This window comes from Chitinophagaceae bacterium C216, assembly GCA_028485475.2.
Classification (GTDB): domain Bacteria; phylum Bacteroidota; class Bacteroidia; order Chitinophagales; family Chitinophagaceae; genus Niabella; species Niabella composti.
This window is the reverse complement of the sequence record CP144143.1, coordinates 1,632,391-1,651,163: the sequence shown is the minus strand read 5'-3', so window position 1 is coordinate 1,651,163 and position 18,773 is coordinate 1,632,391. Positions and strand designations below refer to the sequence as shown.

Sequence of the window (18,773 nt, the reverse complement as noted above, 5' to 3'; positions counted from 1 at the left end):
CTATTAAGAGTACATGGCAAATAATGCTGAAATAGAATTTTATGACCTTATGGGTTTAAAACTCTCGGGCGATGCCACCCCGGAGCAACTTGAGCGTCTGCAGCAGCTAATGAACGAATTCCCGGAGTTCATGACTCTGTATACCCCTATTGAAAATGCCGGACGACTGGACAGTTATCCGATTGAGATATTGGAGCAGTCCTATGCCAGTCACTATGTTAAAAAAAGACTTCTTGCCCCTACGGAGGCAAATTACGCCCCTATTACTTCCGGGAAAAAACATTCTTTTAAAATTCGCAATTATTTCAAATATGCGGCAGTCCTCATATTACTACCCCTAGTAGGGTTGGCCGTTTATAACCTATATGAAAAAAACAACACCAAGCACAACACTCAAGGGAAGTTTAAAAATGAGGTGGCTACAGAAAAAGGATCCAAGTCCAAGATTATGCTTCCAGACAGTACGATGGTAATTCTTAATTCGGATAGCCGCCTTACTTATGATGAGCATTTCAATAAACAATCACGTGAGGTAGTGCTTACAGGCGAAGCGTATTTTGATGTAAAGTATAACAAGGAAAAGCCCTTTATCATTCATACCGATAAAACCAAAATAAAAGTTTTGGGCACTGCATTTAACGTAAGGAATTACCCTCAAGAAGATATTATAGAAACCTCCTTAATAAGAGGTAAGATAGAGCTTACCTTTGATGATAAAAAGGACAATAGAGTTATTCTCAACCCTTCGGAGAAAATTATCATCTCCAAGAAAGGCCTTTCTCAAAATACCACTTCAAAACAAAACAATCGTGAAGAAGATATTTTTAAACTCACACGCATTGTTGCAGAAGATAGCACCATAGCAGAACTGGCCTGGATTAATAATGAGCTTTATTTTGTAAACAAACCTCTAGATCTAATTGCCCGGGAATTGGAACGGGTATTTAATACTACTATCATCTTCAAAAACGACGTAGTAAAACACTATCGTTACACTATTCACAGCAGTAACTATAACTTGGAAGAAATTCTACAGATCATCAAACTTTCGCAAAATATAAATTACAGATTCATTTCAAAGGATACATTAATTATTGAATAAAACTAAAAACGGTTGCGTATGATCATAAACACAAGTTAGCCATAACCCTTTATATAAATATTTAAGAAAAAAGGAAAGGAGAATGCGCCAACATTCCCCTTCCACAGATAGTAATCACACATTGAGTTAGAGCCCTTAATGTGATTGTTTAACTCTGCAAAACGAAAATATGCAAAAAAATGTTTATAGGGGCATAGTCAGTACTATGCTTATCAGAAGAATACTTGTTTATATGAAACTATCTCTGCTGTTCTTGGTAATTGCTCTTCAGGTTTCGGCAACCAATATGGCGCAGGAGCGAATTAGTCTCAAAGCCAATAATCTTACGGTAGCCGAAGTGCTGGAAAAAATAGAGAAAACATCATCGTATCGTTTCAGTTACTCAAACGATGTGCTGCCGTTGCGAATGTTTGTTTCGGTGAATGTTGTCAACGCCAGCATCAGCGAAGTTATGCATAAAATATTCGAGGGATATCCGCTTCAGTGGAAAATCTACAAGAAAAACAACGTAGTGATTTCTCCTATCAGCCCCGAGGCAATTACCAAACTAAAAGAAGCTGATCCTATCAGCGGTACGGTACTCAATAATAAAGGAGAGCCGATAGCCGGAGCTTCTATTACGATTAAAGGTTCGACTATTGGTACTACTACCGATGCAGACGGTAAATTCACAATTAATGCGAGCATTGGAGATGTTTTGGTGATTTCCAGCGTGGGATACACCGAACAAGAAGTAACTGTTACTAGTAATCAACCAATTACAGTTGCGCTTAACCCTACTGTCAACGAAATGGACGAAGTAGTAGTGGTAGGTTATGGTACTATGCGTAAATCAGATCTCACCGGGTCAATTTCCACAGCTAAGGGAAGTGATATCATCAAAGCTCAGGCATTTAATGCGCTGGAAGGTTTAAAAGGTAAAGCTGCTGGTGTAAACATCTTCTCCAATACCGGACAACCCGGTGGTGAAATGCGTGTAATTATTCGTGGTATTGCTACTATCAACGCTTCTGCTAATCCGCTTTATGTAGTTGACGGAGTAGTAATGCAAAACTTCCAGTTTTTAAACCCTAACGATATTGAATCCATCGAAGTTCTAAAAGACGCGTCCTCAGCAGCCATTTATGGTGCTCGCGGTGCCAATGGTGTAATACTAGTTACCACTAAGCGCGGTGCAACTGGAGCTAAGAATGCGCAAATTTCATATGATGGTTCTATATCTGTGGGAACAATGTCCAGATACATTGATGTATTGGATGCTAACGAATGGATGGCAGCTTTTAAACAAGGATTGGAAAATGCCAACGCATGGCAGGGCAGAAACTTTACTACCGACCTGTCACAAATCTTTACTGATCCAGAGTTGTTTAATCCAGACGGTACTCCTAAATACAATACCAACTGGCAAAAAGAAGCCTCCAGAACAGCTATTTCACACAACCACCAGCTTAGCATACAGCGCCGAATGAACAATGCTTCCACAGGTGCATTTCTGAACTATACCGACCAACAAGGCATTTTACGCAATACTTATTTTAAACGTCTGAATGCTAAACTGGCTTATGATGATAAGCCTACCAATTGGCTTTCTACATCTGTAAACTTATTAGTGAACCATACCTGGGGTAATAGAACTTCAGATAACCCGTACGGCTTGGGAGCTTTGCGTACTATGGTAGAACAACTACCTTTCCTCCCAGTAAAACTAGCAGATGGCACCTATGCTCAAACTAATAATATCAGAACAACCGCAATTCCGATAGACAAAGACAATCCAAGCGGCCCTACACAGGGTTTTCAGCCTGAGGGTGTAGGTAACCCTGTTGAGCTGCTGGAGCGTATACAGGCTATGCAATACCGTACACAAATTTTCGGTAACGCAGCCCTTACATTCCATCTGACAAAAGACTTGGAATTAAAAACACAATTTGGTGTGGATTATCATAATAACCGCGCCAAAAACTATACACCGTTTACTCCTCGCCCGCTGATTAACCAGAATGCGGAAGGATCAGCTTCAGCTTCACATGCTTCTACATTCTATTGGCAGGAAGAGACATACCTGACTTATAAAAAACTGATCAATAAGCACTCGATCAATGCAATGGCCGGTATGTCATGGCAGGAAAATATCTACGATTATTTTTCCGCATCTGACAGCCGCTATGTAGATGACTACTTCGGATTCTACAATATGGGACGTGGTACTAACCGTCCTTCCGTTGGAAGTGATTACGATAAATGGGCCATGAACTCTTACTTCTTCCGTGCGGCATATGCCTACGACAGAACTTATATGGCCACATTAACCGGTCGTTATGATGGTTCTTCTAAATTCGGACCGAATAACAAGTATGGATTCTTTCCATCACTAGGTTTGGGGTGGATGATATCCAACGAAAACTTCATGAAGAATTTAAATGCCATCAGCAGATTAAAACTGCACACCTCACTGGGTGTTACCGGTAACTCAGAAATTGGTACTTACGCTTCATTGGCTCGTATAGGACAATCGAACACTATTATTGGAGATGCGCTGCGCGTAGTATCGTACCTGAGCAATATGCCCAATCCTAATTTAAGATGGGAGAAAACCACTCAGTGGGATGTTGGCTTGGATGTAGGACTATTCCAAAATCGCTTGAATATGGAAGTGTCTTACTACTACAAGCTCACTAAAGACCTACTGCTGAGCCGTCCACTTCCACCATCTGTTGGATTCTCATCTGTTACAGAAAATATCGGTTCTGTTTCCAACCGTGGTGTAGATATCTTGCTTACTGCCTACCCCATTCAGAACAACAACTTCCAGTGGACTTCTACACTTAATTTGGGATATAACAAGAGCCGTGTAGAAAAACTAGATGAGAAAGCTTCTATCGATCCCATTACCGGTAAAAAACAAATCACTACCGACGGATTTGTGGGCTACGATATTCTTATCCGTGAAGGCGACGAGCTTTCTTCCTTCTATGGTTATAAGAGAGTGGGAATCTACGATGGAAATCCCGCTAACTGGGATCCCAATACCATGAATATTCCGGCTATCATCGGAGAAAAAGTAACTTATAAGGATCGTCAGGTAATCGGTAAAGGTTTGCCTGACTGGATGGGGTCTTTCATCAACACCCTTAACTACAAAGGTTTCGATCTCACTGTCGATTTACAATTTACTTGGGGTGTAGATGTAATGCAAGAGTTCTTCCATTCTACCGAAGGACGCTTCCTTACCAGTGGTTTGAAGAAGTTGTATTACGATGCATGGCATCCCACCCAAAATCCTAATGGTAAATCTCAAGCTGTACGCTTAGCCAACTTTGGAATGGGAAGTAATGCCAATGCTGATGATACCTGGGTTGCAGATGGTTCTTATCTGCGTGGGAATCTGTTCCAGCTAGGTTATACGTTCTCTCCTAAAGCGGCTAAGAAGATGGGCTTTTCTGCATTCCGTGTTTATGCCAACGTGAACAATGCCTTCCTGAACACATCCTCAGAGTACCTGGGATATGATCCTGACAACTCTTCACGCTTGGGAGATAATAAATGGGGAGCCAATCGTCAGTTCTTCACCTATCCTCGTCCAAGAACTTATACACTTGGCGTTAATGTAACATTCTAATTCATGTTATTAAAAACAATCCACATGAAACCGTACAAATTATATATAGCGATATTCTCAACCTTAGCACTCTCAGTTTTTTTGAGTTCGTGCAATAAGTTTTTGGAAGAAAATCCTCTAGATACGAAAATTTCTGATCAGTTCTGGAAAACTCCTGCTGATGCTCAATCCGCAGTAAATGGATTATACTTCGGCGGTGTTCCTTATCTCCACAATATTGATGTGGATGGAGGCTGGACACCCAAAGCTACCATGTGGGGTGGTATTATGTCAGGACTGTTTGTCGACAAGCGTAAAGACAGAACCTTTACCAACGCTTCGGAAAACAGCACGTTTAATATCGAGTCTTTCAACTCTACAGCGGCAAAATTGTGGAGTGAGTACTACATAGGTATTTCCCGTGCCAATTTTGTAATTGCCAATATCCCTACTATGTCTGGGGTATTGGATCAGGCTACCATCGACAATTACGTAGCACAGGGCAAATTCTTCAGAGCATTGGCATACTTCTCTCTGGTAAAAGATTTCGGAGATGTGCCCCTCATTGATGCCCCATTTACCTCTACTGATGGTATTTACAAACCTCGCACTCCTGCAGCTGACATTTATCGTTTCATCGAGCAGGATCTAATCAGTATCGCAGACGGCAATGCGCTACCCGATAAAGCCTTCTACGATAACGGCTGTTATGTAACCAAGCCTATGGCTCAGTCGTTGCTGGCACAGGTATATTTACAATGGGCCGGGGCGCCACTTAACGGAGGTAATGAATATTACGCCAAAGCAGCCGATTGGGCATTGAAGGTAATTAATGGCGGAAAACACGCACTAATTCATCCAAACGGTACAACAGCAGATTTAAACTCGGCCTATAACATTATTAAAACCACAAAAAACTCCAACGAAATCATCTATGCCAAGGAGTATAACATGACAAGTTATAATGTAGGGAACTCCTACCCTGCACGCTCTATCGGCGCCGATGCCTTTCAGTGGAAAGATGCTGACAATAACAACGTGTTCAAACCTGCAGGCGACGTAATGTACAACGCCTATCTGCCTTGTGATATGCTGCTTAACAGCTATGCACCACAAGACATCCGCATTAAAGAAAAACAATTCTTTTTCAGAAATTATACCGATGCCACAGGTATTTCCCATACACTCAGCAACGTGGGTAACTGGGCATGGTTTGATGAGGCAGCACTGAAGAGCGGACGCGATGGCGACTATAATATGCCGATGATTCGTTATGCCGAAATATTGCTGATTGCGGCAGAAGGTTTGGCTCGTACCGGTAAAGAAGCTGAAGCTCGTGGTTATCTGAATCAAGTACGTCGCCGTGCAGGATTACCGGATGAAACAGCCAGTGGCCCTAATCTGATTACCGCGATTCTAACAGAACGCCTACATGAGTTCCCGTTAGAATTTAAAATATGGGATGATATTCGTCGTACAAGATTATATCCCGAAGCTGATGGGCATCAATCTGGAAAACTTAAATGGACTCCTCTTGCTTCTGCAGCCATCCAAAACAAACCTGATGGCTTTACTAAAGTGGGAGCCATACCGGAATATGCACTTTTATGGCCCATTCCGTTGGGAGAAATGCAAGCCAATCCGGCCATACAAGAACAAAATCCAGGCTGGAAATAGATATTTCTTTAAATCCGGCCTTAATAGGGAGCTTTCCGAAAGGATCAGCTCCCTTTTTATTTTTCCCAATTGGACTATAGCATTATTCTGTAATCTACTCAATAATAAATTTGCAATTATTATCATATGCATTTAGCTTTACGCAACGTTTAATATGAGATTCAACGATACATTGCTACTGGCCTTTCGCACCGTAAGGAGTAATGCACTACGCACCGCCCTTACAGTAGCCATAATTGCTTTTGGCATCATGGCATTGATAGGTATTATTACGGCCATCAAGGCGATGAATCAGAAGTTCTCGGAAAGCTTTTCCAATATGGGCGCCAACGCCTTTTCTATTCGCTACAAAGAACAGAATATACGCATCGGTGGAGGCAGCCGTGAACTTACCGTATCTAAAAAGCAAACTAAAAAGGAAAAAAAATCCAATCTCGACCGCAAAATCACCAAAGAAGAAGCCGAGTATTTTGTCAATCATTATCATTTTCCCGCAGCCATTGCTGGACTGTCTATTTTTGGAACGCGTAACAATATTGTTTCTTTCGGCAATAAGAAGACCAGCCCTAACGTAATGCTGTTTGGAGGGGATGAAAAGTACCTTGATCTGAATGGGTACAAACTGCTCAACGGTCGTAATATGACCCAAAGCGAAATTCAGAGTGTGCAAAACGTGTGCATCATTGGTTATGATATTGCTAAAAAATTCTTTAACGAAGCAGTAGATAAAGCCATCGGAAAAATTATTCTTATTAATAGCCGGTCCTACAGAATAATCGGAGTACTAGAAAGTCGTGGTTCTACTTTCGGGTTCAGTAGAGACAATATGATTATTGTGGGCTATAAAAACGTGGCCAAAGACTTCTCGAACAATAATTCTTATGTTATAGCTGTAAAGGTGGACAATATTAACAACCTCAATCAAGCGATGGGTGAAGCGGAGGCCTTATTTAGAGGGGTTAGAAAAATAGGTATTACCGAGGAAAGCAATTTCGTACTGGATAAAAGTGACAGCATTGCAGAACAAGCTATGAATAGTCTGGGATTTCTAACCATATCCGCTACAGTGATCGGCCTTATTACACTCATCGGTGCAGCCATCGGGCTAATGAATATTATGCTGGTCAGTGTATCCGAGAGAACAAAAGAAGTAGGACTTATAAAGGCTATTGGGGGCAAAAGCAGTGTGGTAAAAAGGCAGTTTTTGCTTGAAGCTATCATAATCAGTGTGTTAGGGGCAGTTTTTGGTATTTTATTGGGCATATTGGTAGGCAACAGCTTTGCCTTGGTATTGAATACAGGATTTGTAGTACCTTGGGGCTGGGTGATATATGGTATTGTTATTTGTACGCTCGTAGGGTTGCTAGCAGGCTTATACCCTGCCGTAAAAGCAGGAAAACTCAACCCTATTGAAGCTTTGCGGTACGAATAAATCATCAAAATTTCCACAAACCATCGAAATCGACCCTATCTACAACACAATGCTTATATTTGTAACTTATCTAAATATATTCGTCTAGTTATGGCTGATGAGATAGCAGATTTCGAAAAAAATCTTTCAGGAGATCAGGGAAAAGATCAAAAAACGAGTTGGTTTAGAAGAATTAAGAAAGGTATCCTGACGAAAACATCTGAAAAGAAGGAAACTCAGGAAGGACTTTGGACTAAATGTCCGGAGTGTAACTATATATCCACATTTGCTGAGTTGAAAGAACAATTATTTGTTTGTCCCAAATGTGGTTACCACCATCGCTTAAACAGTTCACAATACTACGAGATTCTGTTTGACAATAATGAGTATACAGAACTCTTCACCAATATAAGAAGCAAGGACTTTTTAGGGTTCACCGACCTGAAACCTTATAAAAAACGTCTGGAAGACATTTGGAAGAATAATACAAACCTCAAAGACTCTCTGCGTGTGGCTGTGGGGAAAGTAGATGGAGAGGAAATGGTCATTGCTTGTATGGACTTTGAGTTTATCGGAGGTTCGCTGGGAAGTGTAATGGGAGAAAAATTTGCCCGTGCCGTTGATTATTGTATCCAACACCGTTTGCCTTACATGGTAATCAACAAGAGTGGCGGTGCGCGTATGATGGAAAGCGCCTTTTCCCTGATGCAGATGGCTAAAACAAGTGGTAAATTATCGCAGCTCAGCGATGCGAAATTGCCTTATATATCCTTACTCACCGACCCCACTTTCGGAGGGGTATCCGCATCGTTTGCAATGCTTGGAGACCTTAATATAGCGGAACCGGGGGCCCTAATTGGTTTTGCGGGACCGCGTGTCATTAAAGAAACCATCAAAAAAGACCTACCCGAAGGGTTCCAACGTAGTGAATTTTTGCTGGAACACGGTTTTCTGGATTTTATAGTAAACCGTAAAGAACTGAAAAATAAAATCGCAACCGTTATCCGCTTATTTAAGAACTAATATTTTTGCAGCATTATCCACTACCGCAGCCTTTTATTCCAAAGAGGCTACGGAAGTAGGTTTTGTTTTTAACCGTATTAAAACCTAATTACGTTTGGCAGCACCTATATCCATAAAAAACCGCTCCGCAACATATGAGTACTTTATAGACAGTACTTATGTGGCAGGTATGGTGTTATTGGGAACAGAGGTGAAATCCCTGCGACAGGGTCGTGCCAGCTTTAACGACAGTTATTGTTTTATCCATAAAGGCGAGATATGGATTAAACATCTGCACATATCGCCTTACTCTCACGGTACAGTAAACAATCATGACCCCGACAGAGACAAAAAGCTCTTGTTACAAAAACGCGAAATCCGAAAAATTGAATCGAAGTTGAAAGAAAAAGGCTATACGCTGATACCGTTAAGAATCTTTACTAACGAACGTAACCTAGTAAAAATAGAAATCGGATTAGGAAAAGGTAAAAAACTCTATGACAAGCGCGAATCCATCAAGAAAAAAGATGTAGAACGCGAAATGAAAAGATTTCTCAGATAACATATGGTTATTGCTCACCCAAACTCTAAGACAGTTATCCATCCAATGAAGTTTTTTTTCGCCCTGTTAGTTTTTGCAATAATTACTATTCCATTAAATGCTCAATTTACCGATAGTACTACGAAATACCTGAATATAAACTCAGGTGGTTCCATCAATAAAACCAAGGACGGAAGCAACTATCTTTTGAATAATGGCGTACAATTTAGTGTAAAAAAACAGCGTACTACATTGAACTCGTCCGCCACTTGGATCTACGGGGCTAATCCCGAAAAACTTACTAACAACGACTTTTCATTAAGTAGTAATGTGAATCTATACCGGCATTTTGCGGAATTTTATTACTGGGGTTTATTACATTACACTACCAGTTATTCGCTGAATATCAAAAATCAGGGCCAAGTGGGTATTGGTGTAGCCTATAACTTCCTGAACAAAAAAGATATATGGCTGAATGTTAGCAACGGATTTATAGGTGAGCTCAGCCGCATCATAGAAAACGATACCTCCATCGTGAATTATCAAACCATACGAAATTCCCTGAGAGTACAGTTTATGCTGAAATTGGGAGAACGGTTTACCTTTAAAACAGGAGGCTTCTTCCAACCCTCTTTAAAATATATTAGTGATCATATTCTTACCAACGATACGGAACTCATTTATCAGTTATGGAAAGGCCTGCAGTTGAACACACGATTCATGTATAACAAAATCAGTCGAACAGAAAAAGAAAACCTAGTATTTACTTACGGACTGAAATACGCAATTTATTTCTAAACATAAAAGCCCGGTAGAAACCGGGCTTTGAATTATTTAACGCCTTTATTATTGCAGCTTCATATCAGCTATAATATTCGCGATTTTAGTATCGAGTATTTTTTCTACCGCATCATATTGAGCTGCACTCTCCAGTTTCTCCTTCACACTGAAGTAAAACTTAATTTTAGGCTCGGTGCCACTGGGACGTGCGGAAATTAAAGATCCATCCTCTGTCACAAACTGCAGTACATTAGATTTTGGCAGATGAATATCCGTAATATCTCCAGTCAGCACATCCAAAGCTTTACTGCTTTGGTAATCCAGTATCTTCACTACTCTGGCCCCGTTGATTTCTTTTGGTGGATGCTCACGATAGCCTTGCATCATGGCTGCAATTTGTTGTTGACCATCCATTCCCTTTTTGGTAATGGAAATAAGATGCTCCTTGTAGAAGCCGTATTTGATGTACAACTCTACTAGTTTTTCAAACAGGGTTCTACCTTTTTCTTTCTCATAAGCAGCCATCTCGCATAGAAGAGCCACAGCACTCACCGCATCCTTATCTCTGATCTTATCGCCAATCATTAAACCAAAACTTTCCTCGCCCCCCACAATATAATTTTCCTTTCCCTCCTTTAAGCGAATCATTTCAGCAATCCATTTGAAACCGGTAAGCACTCGGTAGCAAGCGACATTGTTTCCTTTTGCCAGCTCATCTACCATACCTGTTGTTACAATGGTAGTAATAATCATATCATTGGGCTGGGCTATTCCTTTCTCCTTTCTTGCTTCTAGTAAGTAGTTAAAGGCAAGTACGGCGGTTTGATTACCGTTCATTAGCACCCATTCTCCATGATGATTTTTGATACCGATGCCCACTCGGTCTGCATCAGGATCTGTACCCAACAATATATCGGCATCTAGCTCCTTGGCCTTTTGCAGGCCAATACTCATGGTTTCTTTTTCCTCTGGATTAGGATACGCTACTGTAGGGAAGTTTCCATCAGGAGTTTGTTGCTCCGCTACAATATGCACGTTCTTAAAACCAAAACGCTCCAGCACTTTAGGCACCAACGTGATACCCGTACCGTGAATGGGAGTATAAACGATTTTTAGATCGCTTTGCTTTTCGATAATTTCGGGATATACACTTAATCCCTTAACCATTTCAATGTATTGCTCATCTATATCCTTACCTATGATGGTAATATTTTCTTCTCCCCCACTCCACTGTACATCGTCTACCGATTTGATTTTTTCTACCTCAGCAATTACGTTTTTATCGTGCGGGGGCACCAGTTGTCCTCCATCATTCCAATAAGCTTTATACCCGTTATATTCTTTGGGATTATGCGAAGCTGTGCACACCACACCTCCTTGACATCCTAAGGTTCTGATAGCAAAGGATAACTCCGGCGTAGGACGTAAGTTTTCGAACAAAAACACCTTAATGCCATTGGCGGCAAAAACATTTGCAGTGGTTTCGGCAAAAAAGCGGCTGTTGTTGCGACTGTCATGCGCAATGGCCACTTTTATTTCTGTACCTGGATAAATTTGTTTCAGATAATTAGCGTACCCCTGCGTAGCCATCCCCACGGTATATTTATTCATTCTATTGGTACCCACTCCCATAATGCCGCGAAGCCCCCCGGTTCCGAACTCAAGGTTTTGGTAAAAGGAGTCGACAAGCTCCTGAGGATTCTCTTCTTGCAATCTTCTTATTTCGTTCTTGGTGTTTTCATCAAAGTTGCCCTGCAACCATTGATCCACCTTTTGTTGAATAGCACTATCCATAACAGTCTTGTTTAGGAAATGAAGATAAATAAATTCGTGCTAATGCAAAAAGACATCCTCAATTTCCAGTCCGAACACTATTCAACTCCTCCACAACCTCCTTAAACAAGCGCAGCGAGTGCTCTTTTTTACTCTGATCAAATATGGCCGAAGAGACCATAATCTCATGCACCCCTGTTTTTTCTAGGAAAGTGCTCAGATTGTTTTTTACGGTGATTTTATCGCCTATAAATGAGTAAGAGAGCATATGCTTTACTCCGTAAGCTTGCTCTGGCGTCCACATGTGCGCCAATTCTTCCACCGGAAACGGGGGTTGTAGTGGAGCACGCGAATTGGTGAAAATTCCCAAAAACATTTTATATAAAGAGGTGGCCAAAAAAGCAGCTTCCTGATTGGTATCGGCCGTGATTACATTTACACAGGCCATTAAATAGGGCTCCTTCAATACTGCTGAAGGCTGGAAAGAATCCTTGTAAATAGAGATAGCCCTCAAAAATTGATCAGGAGCAAAATGTGTAGCAAAAGCATAGGGCAATCCCAGCTGAGCCGCCAGAAAAGCACTATCGGTACTAGAACCCAATATCCATATCGGCACATCCACACCTTCTCCTGGCAGTGCTCTCACTTTAGCATGTTTATTTTCTACGCTGAAATAGGTTTGCAACTGCTGAATATGGGCCTTAAAATCATATGGGGCATCTACCGGCCTATTTCGAATAACCATTGCGGTGAGAGGATCAGTGCCTGGTGCCCGCCCTAGGCCTAAATCAATACGCCCCGGATACAGAGAGCCTAAGGTGCCAAACTGCTCCGCTATTATCAATGGCGAATGATTGGGCAGCATGATGCCTCCCGAACCTACTCGTATGGTACGTGTGCCCCCAGCCACAAATCCAATCAAGACTGATGTGGCGGCGCTGGCCACATTTTCCATATTATGATGCTCAGAAAACCAATAACGAGTATAACCTAGCTCTTCTACCAATCGAGCTGTTTGCAAGCTTCTCTGAAAAGTTTGATGCACACTATCGCCCTCACAAACCGTTGCCAAATCCAAAACCGAAAATTTAATCTGAGCCGTCGCAGTAGGATACATGTGTTGCTATTTTAAATAAAACAACAACACCTGCAAAAAGTTTCATAAAGCTTTACTACTTTATGTGGCAAGCGCTTTTGCACTACGCTTCTTTGCCAGATTAATAAAGAAAACACTACACAAAATAATTGCCAATCCGCTCAACTGCAAAACGGACAAATGATCTTTATTAATCAGTACGCCCAGAAGCACTGCTACAAGAGGATTGACATAGGCATATGTGCTAACCGTAGTAACACTTCTAACACTTAATAAATAAACATAAGCACTATATCCGATTATAGAACCAAACACTACAAGATAAAGTATAAACATCCAGGCCTTCAGTGGTATGGTAGCCCAGTCTACTGTTGCAAAATCATTATGCACTACGCCTGTAATAGCAAATGCTGCACCAGCGGCTAACATCTGCCATGCCGCATTCATAGTTTGAGATACTTGTTTAGCCCTGTATTTTGAATATAATGAGCCGATGGACCAGCTGATATTGGCAGTACACAAGATTACGAGCGGCAGTATCCCCTGCCCAAAACTGGATAACGATACCTTCTCATAGAAAAGCGCAATCACCCCAATGAGTCCGATGGACACACCCAATAAAGTATATCGGTTACTAAAGTTTTCCTTCCAGTTGAACTTATCCAGTAATAAAAACCATAACGGCGCAGAAGCCATAAAAATGGCTACAAATGAGCTGTGCAGATACTGCTCTGACCAGATAACAGCTCCATTTCCCAAAAACAGCATTAGTATGCCGCTAATAATCGACGGTAATAAGGCACTTCTATCCCAGACTTTTTCTCCGCGCAGCATCCCCCATATCAGCATTATAACCCCCGATGCGAAAAAGCGCACAGCACCCAATACAGGTGGAGGTAAATATTTTACGGCCAATTCTATAAAAAAATAGGTCGATCCCCAAATGATGTACACTGCCGCAAAAGCAAGAATTACCCATAAAAACGATCCGTTCTTAGTTTCACTCATTATCAGTTAATTTATCAATATTAGTTTAATACCCTACCCTATCATTTAGTAACCCGGACAAAAAATACCATCACCACTTTGCCCCTTTTGATATATTTGTAACTTTACCTCAATCGATTACCCATTCCCACTTTGAGTAATCTGAGACAAAAAAATTTAATGTACGTTTGCACCTAATTTAATTGCAAAAGATGAGGCGACTTTTTACAGTTTCAATACTATTTATACTGATTGCAGCTTTCTTGGGCTGCGACAGCAACAATGCGGATAAAACAAACGATGATTATAATAACACATATAGGGCCAATAATGTTGCAAACATTAGTATTTCAGTAATTAAAAGTTACCCGCACGATACTGCATCCTTTACTCAAGGGCTTGTAGTGTATAAAGGACAGTTGTATGAAGGCACAGGTGGAGCTGAGTATAGCCCGGTGGGAAGTAAATTTTCGCAACTATTAAGAGTGAATATCGAAACTGGGAAAGCAGAAAAAGCGGTGAGTCTGGCCCCCCAATACTTTGGTGAGGGCATTACAATTCTAAATGATACCGTATATCAACTGACATGGAGAGAACATAAGGTATTCGTATATACCCTACCCGATTTGAAAAAAGTAAAAGAATTGCCTTTAAATACTGAAGGTTGGGGCATTACTACAGATGGTAAACAACTTATCGTCAGTGACGGTTCCAGCAATTTATATTTCTACGAACCCTCGACTTTTCGACTCATGCGCACGCAGGCCGTAACTCAGAATGGCGATCTCTCGTTTAATCTTAACGAACTTGAGTATATCGAAGGATACGTATATGCAAATCAGTGGCAACAACCATATATCTATAAAATAGAGCCCGAAAGCGGGCAGATAGTAGGCCGTATCGACGTAACCCAGATTTGGGAAAGAATCAAAAGAATTGACCCCATGGCGGATGTTCCCAATGGTATCGCTTATGATGCTGAAGCCAAAAAGATTTACATTACTGGTAAGAAATGGCCTGAGCTATACGAAGTACAATTGGGGAATTAAAATTTATTCAACCGCTCGAACTACATAGATAATCGAACAACACGCCTCCACATTACCCAGCGCATTGATATTGGAAGCAAGGCCATGTAGTCCAGCGCTGAGATAGTTCACCTTTCCTGCCTTGTATTTACTACTCAGCATATCCACATAAAAGCTATCGAACCACATCGGCAGCATTTGTGCAATTTGCAAACCGTGTTGCTCAACCAGCAGTTTCATGGACTTAGGTGAAAAATGATATAAATGGCGAGGAACATCGTAACCTGCCCAATACTTACCATAAACCTGTGCGTCTTTACTGGTATAGTTGGGCACTGCTATGAAAAGCACACCCTGGGGTGTAAGCAATTTTTTCATCCGCTCCAAATACTCATGAAGGGCATGAACATGCTCCAATACATGCCACAATGTAATAGCATTAAAGCTACCCTCGGGTAGGATGAACAACTCGTGCGACGGTTGCGCTACAATTTTATACGTTTTCTGAGCAACAGCTCTAGCATCTGCATCAGGTTCTAAGCCTGTTACCTGCCAGCCTTGTGCCCGCATGGTGTGCAGAAAAGCACCTGTTCCGCAACCAATATCCAATACACGGCCTGTTTGTAAACCAGTATGCTGCTTTACAATAGCAGCCTTTTGTTTCAAAGTTATTCTACGTACGCGCTGATAAAGGGTATTGATAAACCCCTTAGTAGTATTAGTATGAGAAATATAATCCTCCGATTTATAATACACTCCGATTTCGTCCACATCGGGAATGCCTTGTGTAAACCTTCCGGTACAATCTTCGCAATGAATGATTGAAAATTCTTTTCCGCTAACCGTATAGTCTTTTACATCAAAAACCCATTTTAGATTCGTGGAGCTACAAAGCGGACACTCCGAGTAATGAATTGTTGGCATTAATAAACTTTTGAGCGCGGTTTTGTCCGATTAGTATTTTTTAAACGAAGATTTTAATATGGGAGTATTAAACGGCGAAACTACTGCCACAGCCACAAGTACTGCTAGCATTCGGATTATTGAATGTAAACCCACGATTATCCAGTCCTTCGCTCCAGTCAATCTCCATTCCCATAAGGTACAGTTCATGGGCTTTGTTCATCACACAGGGGATGCCTTCTATTTCAAATTCCTTATCACTCTCGGTTTTAGTATCAAAACCTAAAACATAACTCATACCACTACATCCTCCTCCTTTTACACCAATGCGTAAGTATTGCGATTTATCGAAATCGGGTGCACTCATGAGCCGTTTAAGCTCTTTAACGGCTCCGGCTGTGAAGGTAACCGGAGTTGCAACAGAGGTTGTTTCCATACTACAAAGGTACTAAAACCCATACATTATTCTGTCATAGTTCTGTTAACCCACCAGCGTATCAAGCTACAATATTAACGTAGTTTTAATTATCAAATTTCTTTTTCAGTGCCTCTAAGGCCGAATGAAACTGGCTTTTGGGTTTGGAAGTCTGTATACCCTTTCCGCCAGATTTATGAGAAGTCCGCGAACCGCCATCCTCTTTTCGGTTGTCCTTCATGCTTAAAGAAATACGCTTACGAGCTACATCCACCTCAAGTACAGTAACCATTACTTTCTGACTTAGTTTTACTACTTCGTTGGGATCACTTACGTATCTGTTGGACAAATGAGAAACATGCACCAGTCCATCTTGCTTCACTCCTATATCCACGAATACCCCGAAGTTGGTAATATTGGTAACAATACCGGGCAATTGCATCCCCACTTGAAGATCTTCAATAGAACTTACACCTTCGGCAAAGCGAAATTCCTCGATAGGACTACGTGGGTCGCGACCTGGCTTCTCAAGCTCTTTTAAAATATCTTCAATGGTATAAGTACCTACTGTTTCTGTAACGAAATCTTTAATATTGATTTTTTTTCTTAACTCAGGTTTTGCAATGATATCATTAACGGTACAATTGAGCTTGTTTGCCATCTCCTCTACTACACCATAGCTCTCCGGGTGCACCGCCGAGTTATCCAAAGGATTGGGAGCATTGGGAATACGTAAAAAACCGGCACATTGCTCAAATGTTTTGGGTCCCAGCATGGGTACATTCAATAATTGCTCCCGCGATGTAAAAGCCCCGTTTTTCGTGCGAAATTCAACAATGTTCTTAGCAATGGTAGGAGTAAGACCTGATACATACATCAGCAAGTGTTTGCTAGCAGTATTTACATCCACTCCCACATAGTTTACACAGCTTTGCACCACGGTATCCAGACTTTCCTTTAGGCGGGTTTGATTTACATCATGCTGATATTGTCCCACACCAATACTTTTGGGGTCGATTTTCACCAATTCACTTAAAGGATCGAGCAGACGGCGACCTATACTGATGGCCCCGCGTACTGTAACATCCTCATCGGGGAATTCTTCACGCGCTACCTCACTGGCCGAATAGATAGATGCCCCACTTTCGTTGACTAGGAAAATAGGTATTTGCTTGCCAAAATCAATACTCCGTAACAACTTCTCTGTTTCCTTGCTTGCCGTACCATTTCCATAACCAATTGCCTCAATATTATAAGATGATACCAAGTCTTTAATAATTGCAATGGCTTCTTGCCACTCATTTTGTGGAGCATGTGGATAAATGGTAGCGTATTTAAGAAAGGTTCCGTTTTCGTCCAGGCACACTACCTTACATCCTGTTCTGTAACCTGGGTCAATGGCCAACACTCGTTTATGTCCCAAGGGTGAAGCCAGCAATAATTGTCTTAGGTTTTCCGCAAATACACGAATAGCTTCTTCATCGGCACTCTTCTTACTACTCATACGGAATTCCGTTTCGATAGAGGGCTTGAGCAGGCGATTATAGGCATCTTCCACAGCGGTAGCTACATGTTGTCCAGACTGATTACTTGACTTAACAAAGATTTCCTTGAGTGCCGCAATAGCAGATTCTTTTTCTATGGAGATATCCATAATGAGAAAGCCCTCCTTTTCACCACGGCGAATCGCCAGTAAGCGGTGCGAGGGACATTCGGCCAGGGGCTCCTTAAAATCAAAATAATCTCTATACTTCTGCGCTTCTTCAGCTTCTTTTTTAGTACTCAACACGCGCGAAGAAATAATTGCGCTTTCCTGAAACATTGAGCGCACGAGCGTTCGCGCCTGTTCATTTTCTGAAATCCACTCGGCAATAATATCACGAGCACCCTGTAAGGCTTCATCCTCAGTTTTTACTTGCTCATTGAGGAAAGGCTTGATCTTTTCTTCTGAAATTTCTTCCGCTTGGGTAAAAATTAGTTGAGCAAGGGGCTCCAAACCTTTTTCAATGGCCACAGTAGCTTTAGTCTTGCGCTTAGGCTTATAAGGCAGATAAATATCTTCCAGCTCTGTATCGCTGATACAATCGTCAATCCTCTTCTTTAATTCTGGAGTTAATTTTCCTGCGGCTTCAATAGTTTTCAGAACGGTTTCTTTCCGCTTCTGTAGGTCGTCGTAATATTTAATCTTATCAATCACACTTCCCACCTGCACTTCATCCATATTACCAGTTGCCTCTTTCCTGTATCGGCTGATAAAGGGGATGGTTGCCCCATCGGCATGCAACTGCTGTATATTAAGGATATTTTTTACAGGCAATGATAAATCTGCTGCAATCTGCTGTATATACTTCAAATCCATTGTAGACACTTTTATTTCTAATCGGATGCAAATGTAGGCGTGCGTAATAAAGAAAAAAATATTTTTTGAAAGGGTATTTTTTATTATTTACGGCGGAGGAT

14 protein-coding genes are annotated in these 18,773 nt (G+C 41.3%); 8 read left to right on the top strand and 6 right to left on the bottom strand.

Annotated features, from left to right (window positions below):
* The first annotated feature begins 13 nt into the window (after positions 1–13).
* The 7 genes from PIECOFPK_RS06870 to PIECOFPK_RS06840 all read left to right on the top strand — a co-directional run bounded on the left by PIECOFPK_RS06870 (position 14) and on the right by PIECOFPK_RS06840 (position 10,129).
* The gene (locus PIECOFPK_RS06870; RefSeq protein ID WP_409966801.1) at positions 14–1,102 is read left to right on the top strand and encodes a FecR family protein; all 1,089 of its coding nucleotides are present in this window, start codon (positions 14–16) and stop codon (positions 1,100–1,102) included.
* Positions 1,103–1,334: 232 nt separating this feature from the next.
* On the top strand, positions 1,335–4,721 hold the full coding sequence (locus PIECOFPK_RS06865) for a TonB-dependent receptor (RefSeq protein ID WP_409966800.1): 3,387 nt from the start codon (positions 1,335–1,337) through the stop codon (positions 4,719–4,721).
* A gap of 24 nt (positions 4,722–4,745) precedes the next feature.
* The gene (locus PIECOFPK_RS06860) at positions 4,746–6,377 is read left to right on the top strand and encodes a RagB/SusD family nutrient uptake outer membrane protein (protein WP_330974430.1); all 1,632 of its coding nucleotides are present in this window, start codon (positions 4,746–4,748) and stop codon (positions 6,375–6,377) included.
* Between the two features lie 154 nt (positions 6,378–6,531).
* Positions 6,532–7,809 carry an ABC transporter permease gene (locus PIECOFPK_RS06855; RefSeq protein WP_330974431.1) on the top strand — a complete coding sequence of 426 codons (1,278 nt, stop codon included), beginning with the start codon at positions 6,532–6,534 and terminating at the stop codon, positions 7,807–7,809.
* Between the two features lie 90 nt (positions 7,810–7,899).
* On the top strand, positions 7,900–8,811 hold the full coding sequence (gene accD, locus PIECOFPK_RS06850; RefSeq protein ID WP_330974432.1) for an acetyl-CoA carboxylase, carboxyltransferase subunit beta: 912 nt from the start codon (positions 7,900–7,902) through the stop codon (positions 8,809–8,811).
* Between the two features lie 94 nt (positions 8,812–8,905).
* Entirely contained in the window at positions 8,906–9,352 is a 447-nt protein-coding gene (gene smpB / locus PIECOFPK_RS06845) for an SsrA-binding protein SmpB (RefSeq protein ID WP_330974433.1), read from the top strand.
* Between the two features lie 45 nt (positions 9,353–9,397).
* Entirely contained in the window at positions 9,398–10,129 is a 732-nt protein-coding gene (locus tag PIECOFPK_RS06840; RefSeq protein WP_409966799.1) for a DUF481 domain-containing protein, read from the top strand.
* A gap of 48 nt (positions 10,130–10,177) precedes the next feature.
* Here the strand turns inward: PIECOFPK_RS06840 and PIECOFPK_RS06835 are convergent, their stop codons facing one another.
* The 3 genes from PIECOFPK_RS06835 to PIECOFPK_RS06825 are packed head-to-tail and all read right to left on the bottom strand — an operon-like array spanning position 10,178 to position 13,988.
* Positions 10,178–11,905: a phospho-sugar mutase gene (locus PIECOFPK_RS06835; RefSeq protein ID WP_330974435.1), complete on the bottom strand. Its 1,728-nt coding sequence runs from the start codon at positions 11,903–11,905 to the stop codon at positions 10,178–10,180.
* Between the two features lie 58 nt (positions 11,906–11,963).
* Positions 11,964–13,001 (bottom strand): LLM class flavin-dependent oxidoreductase, encoded by a 1,038-nt coding sequence (locus PIECOFPK_RS06830; protein ID WP_330974436.1) that lies wholly within the window; start codon positions 12,999–13,001, stop codon positions 11,964–11,966.
* 60 nt (positions 13,002–13,061) lie between these two features.
* On the bottom strand, positions 13,062–13,988 hold the full coding sequence (locus tag PIECOFPK_RS06825) for an EamA family transporter (RefSeq protein WP_409966798.1): 927 nt from the start codon (positions 13,986–13,988) through the stop codon (positions 13,062–13,064).
* A gap of 191 nt (positions 13,989–14,179) precedes the next feature.
* Between PIECOFPK_RS06825 and PIECOFPK_RS06820 the strand changes: the two genes are divergently transcribed.
* Positions 14,180–15,016 (top strand): glutaminyl-peptide cyclotransferase, encoded by an 837-nt coding sequence (locus tag PIECOFPK_RS06820; RefSeq protein ID WP_409966797.1) that lies wholly within the window; start codon positions 14,180–14,182, stop codon positions 15,014–15,016.
* A 3-nt stretch (positions 15,017–15,019) separates the two neighbouring features.
* On the opposite strand, the gene PIECOFPK_RS06815 is transcribed toward PIECOFPK_RS06820, so the two are convergent.
* The 3 genes from PIECOFPK_RS06815 to PIECOFPK_RS06805 all read right to left on the bottom strand — a co-directional run bounded on the left by PIECOFPK_RS06815 (position 15,020) and on the right by PIECOFPK_RS06805 (position 18,672).
* Positions 15,020–15,919, bottom strand: coding sequence for a class I SAM-dependent methyltransferase (locus tag PIECOFPK_RS06815; protein WP_330974439.1), 900 nt, complete (start codon positions 15,917–15,919; stop codon positions 15,020–15,022).
* A gap of 67 nt (positions 15,920–15,986) precedes the next feature.
* Complete coding sequence (locus PIECOFPK_RS06810; protein WP_330974440.1) at positions 15,987–16,334, bottom strand: HesB/IscA family protein; 348 nt, start codon at positions 16,332–16,334, stop codon at positions 15,987–15,989.
* 85 nt (positions 16,335–16,419) lie between these two features.
* The gene (locus PIECOFPK_RS06805; protein ID WP_330974441.1) at positions 16,420–18,672 is read right to left on the bottom strand and encodes a Tex family protein; all 2,253 of its coding nucleotides are present in this window, start codon (positions 18,670–18,672) and stop codon (positions 16,420–16,422) included.
* Positions 18,673–18,773 lie beyond the last annotated feature (101 nt).

Bases quoted from the DNA above. Each gene is read 5' to 3' on its own strand.
- PIECOFPK_RS06870 (WP_409966801.1), top strand. From the start codon at position 14: ATGGCAAATAATGCTGAAATAGAATTTTATGACCTTATGGGTTTAAAA.
- PIECOFPK_RS06865 (WP_409966800.1), top strand. From the start codon at position 1,335: ATGAAACTATCTCTGCTGTTCTTGGTAATTGCTCTTCAGGTTTCGGCA.
- PIECOFPK_RS06860 (WP_330974430.1), top strand. From the start codon at position 4,746: ATGAAACCGTACAAATTATATATAGCGATATTCTCAACCTTAGCACTC.
- PIECOFPK_RS06855 (WP_330974431.1), top strand. From the start codon at position 6,532: ATGAGATTCAACGATACATTGCTACTGGCCTTTCGCACCGTAAGGAGT.
- accD (WP_330974432.1), top strand. From the start codon at position 7,900: ATGGCTGATGAGATAGCAGATTTCGAAAAAAATCTTTCAGGAGATCAG.
- PIECOFPK_RS06840 (WP_409966799.1), top strand. From the start codon at position 9,398: ATGAAGTTTTTTTTCGCCCTGTTAGTTTTTGCAATAATTACTATTCCA.
- PIECOFPK_RS06835 (WP_330974435.1), bottom strand. From the start codon at position 11,905: ATGGATAGTGCTATTCAACAAAAGGTGGATCAATGGTTGCAGGGCAAC.
- PIECOFPK_RS06830 (WP_330974436.1), bottom strand. From the start codon at position 13,001: ATGTATCCTACTGCGACGGCTCAGATTAAATTTTCGGTTTTGGATTTG.
- PIECOFPK_RS06825 (WP_409966798.1), bottom strand. From the start codon at position 13,988: ATGAGTGAAACTAAGAACGGATCGTTTTTATGGGTAATTCTTGCTTTT.
- PIECOFPK_RS06820 (WP_409966797.1), top strand. From the start codon at position 14,180: ATGAGGCGACTTTTTACAGTTTCAATACTATTTATACTGATTGCAGCT.
- PIECOFPK_RS06815 (WP_330974439.1), bottom strand. From the start codon at position 15,919: ATGCCAACAATTCATTACTCGGAGTGTCCGCTTTGTAGCTCCACGAAT.
- PIECOFPK_RS06810 (WP_330974440.1), bottom strand. From the start codon at position 16,334: ATGGAAACAACCTCTGTTGCAACTCCGGTTACCTTCACAGCCGGAGCC.
- PIECOFPK_RS06805 (WP_330974441.1), bottom strand. From the start codon at position 18,672: ATGGATTTGAAGTATATACAGCAGATTGCAGCAGATTTATCATTGCCT.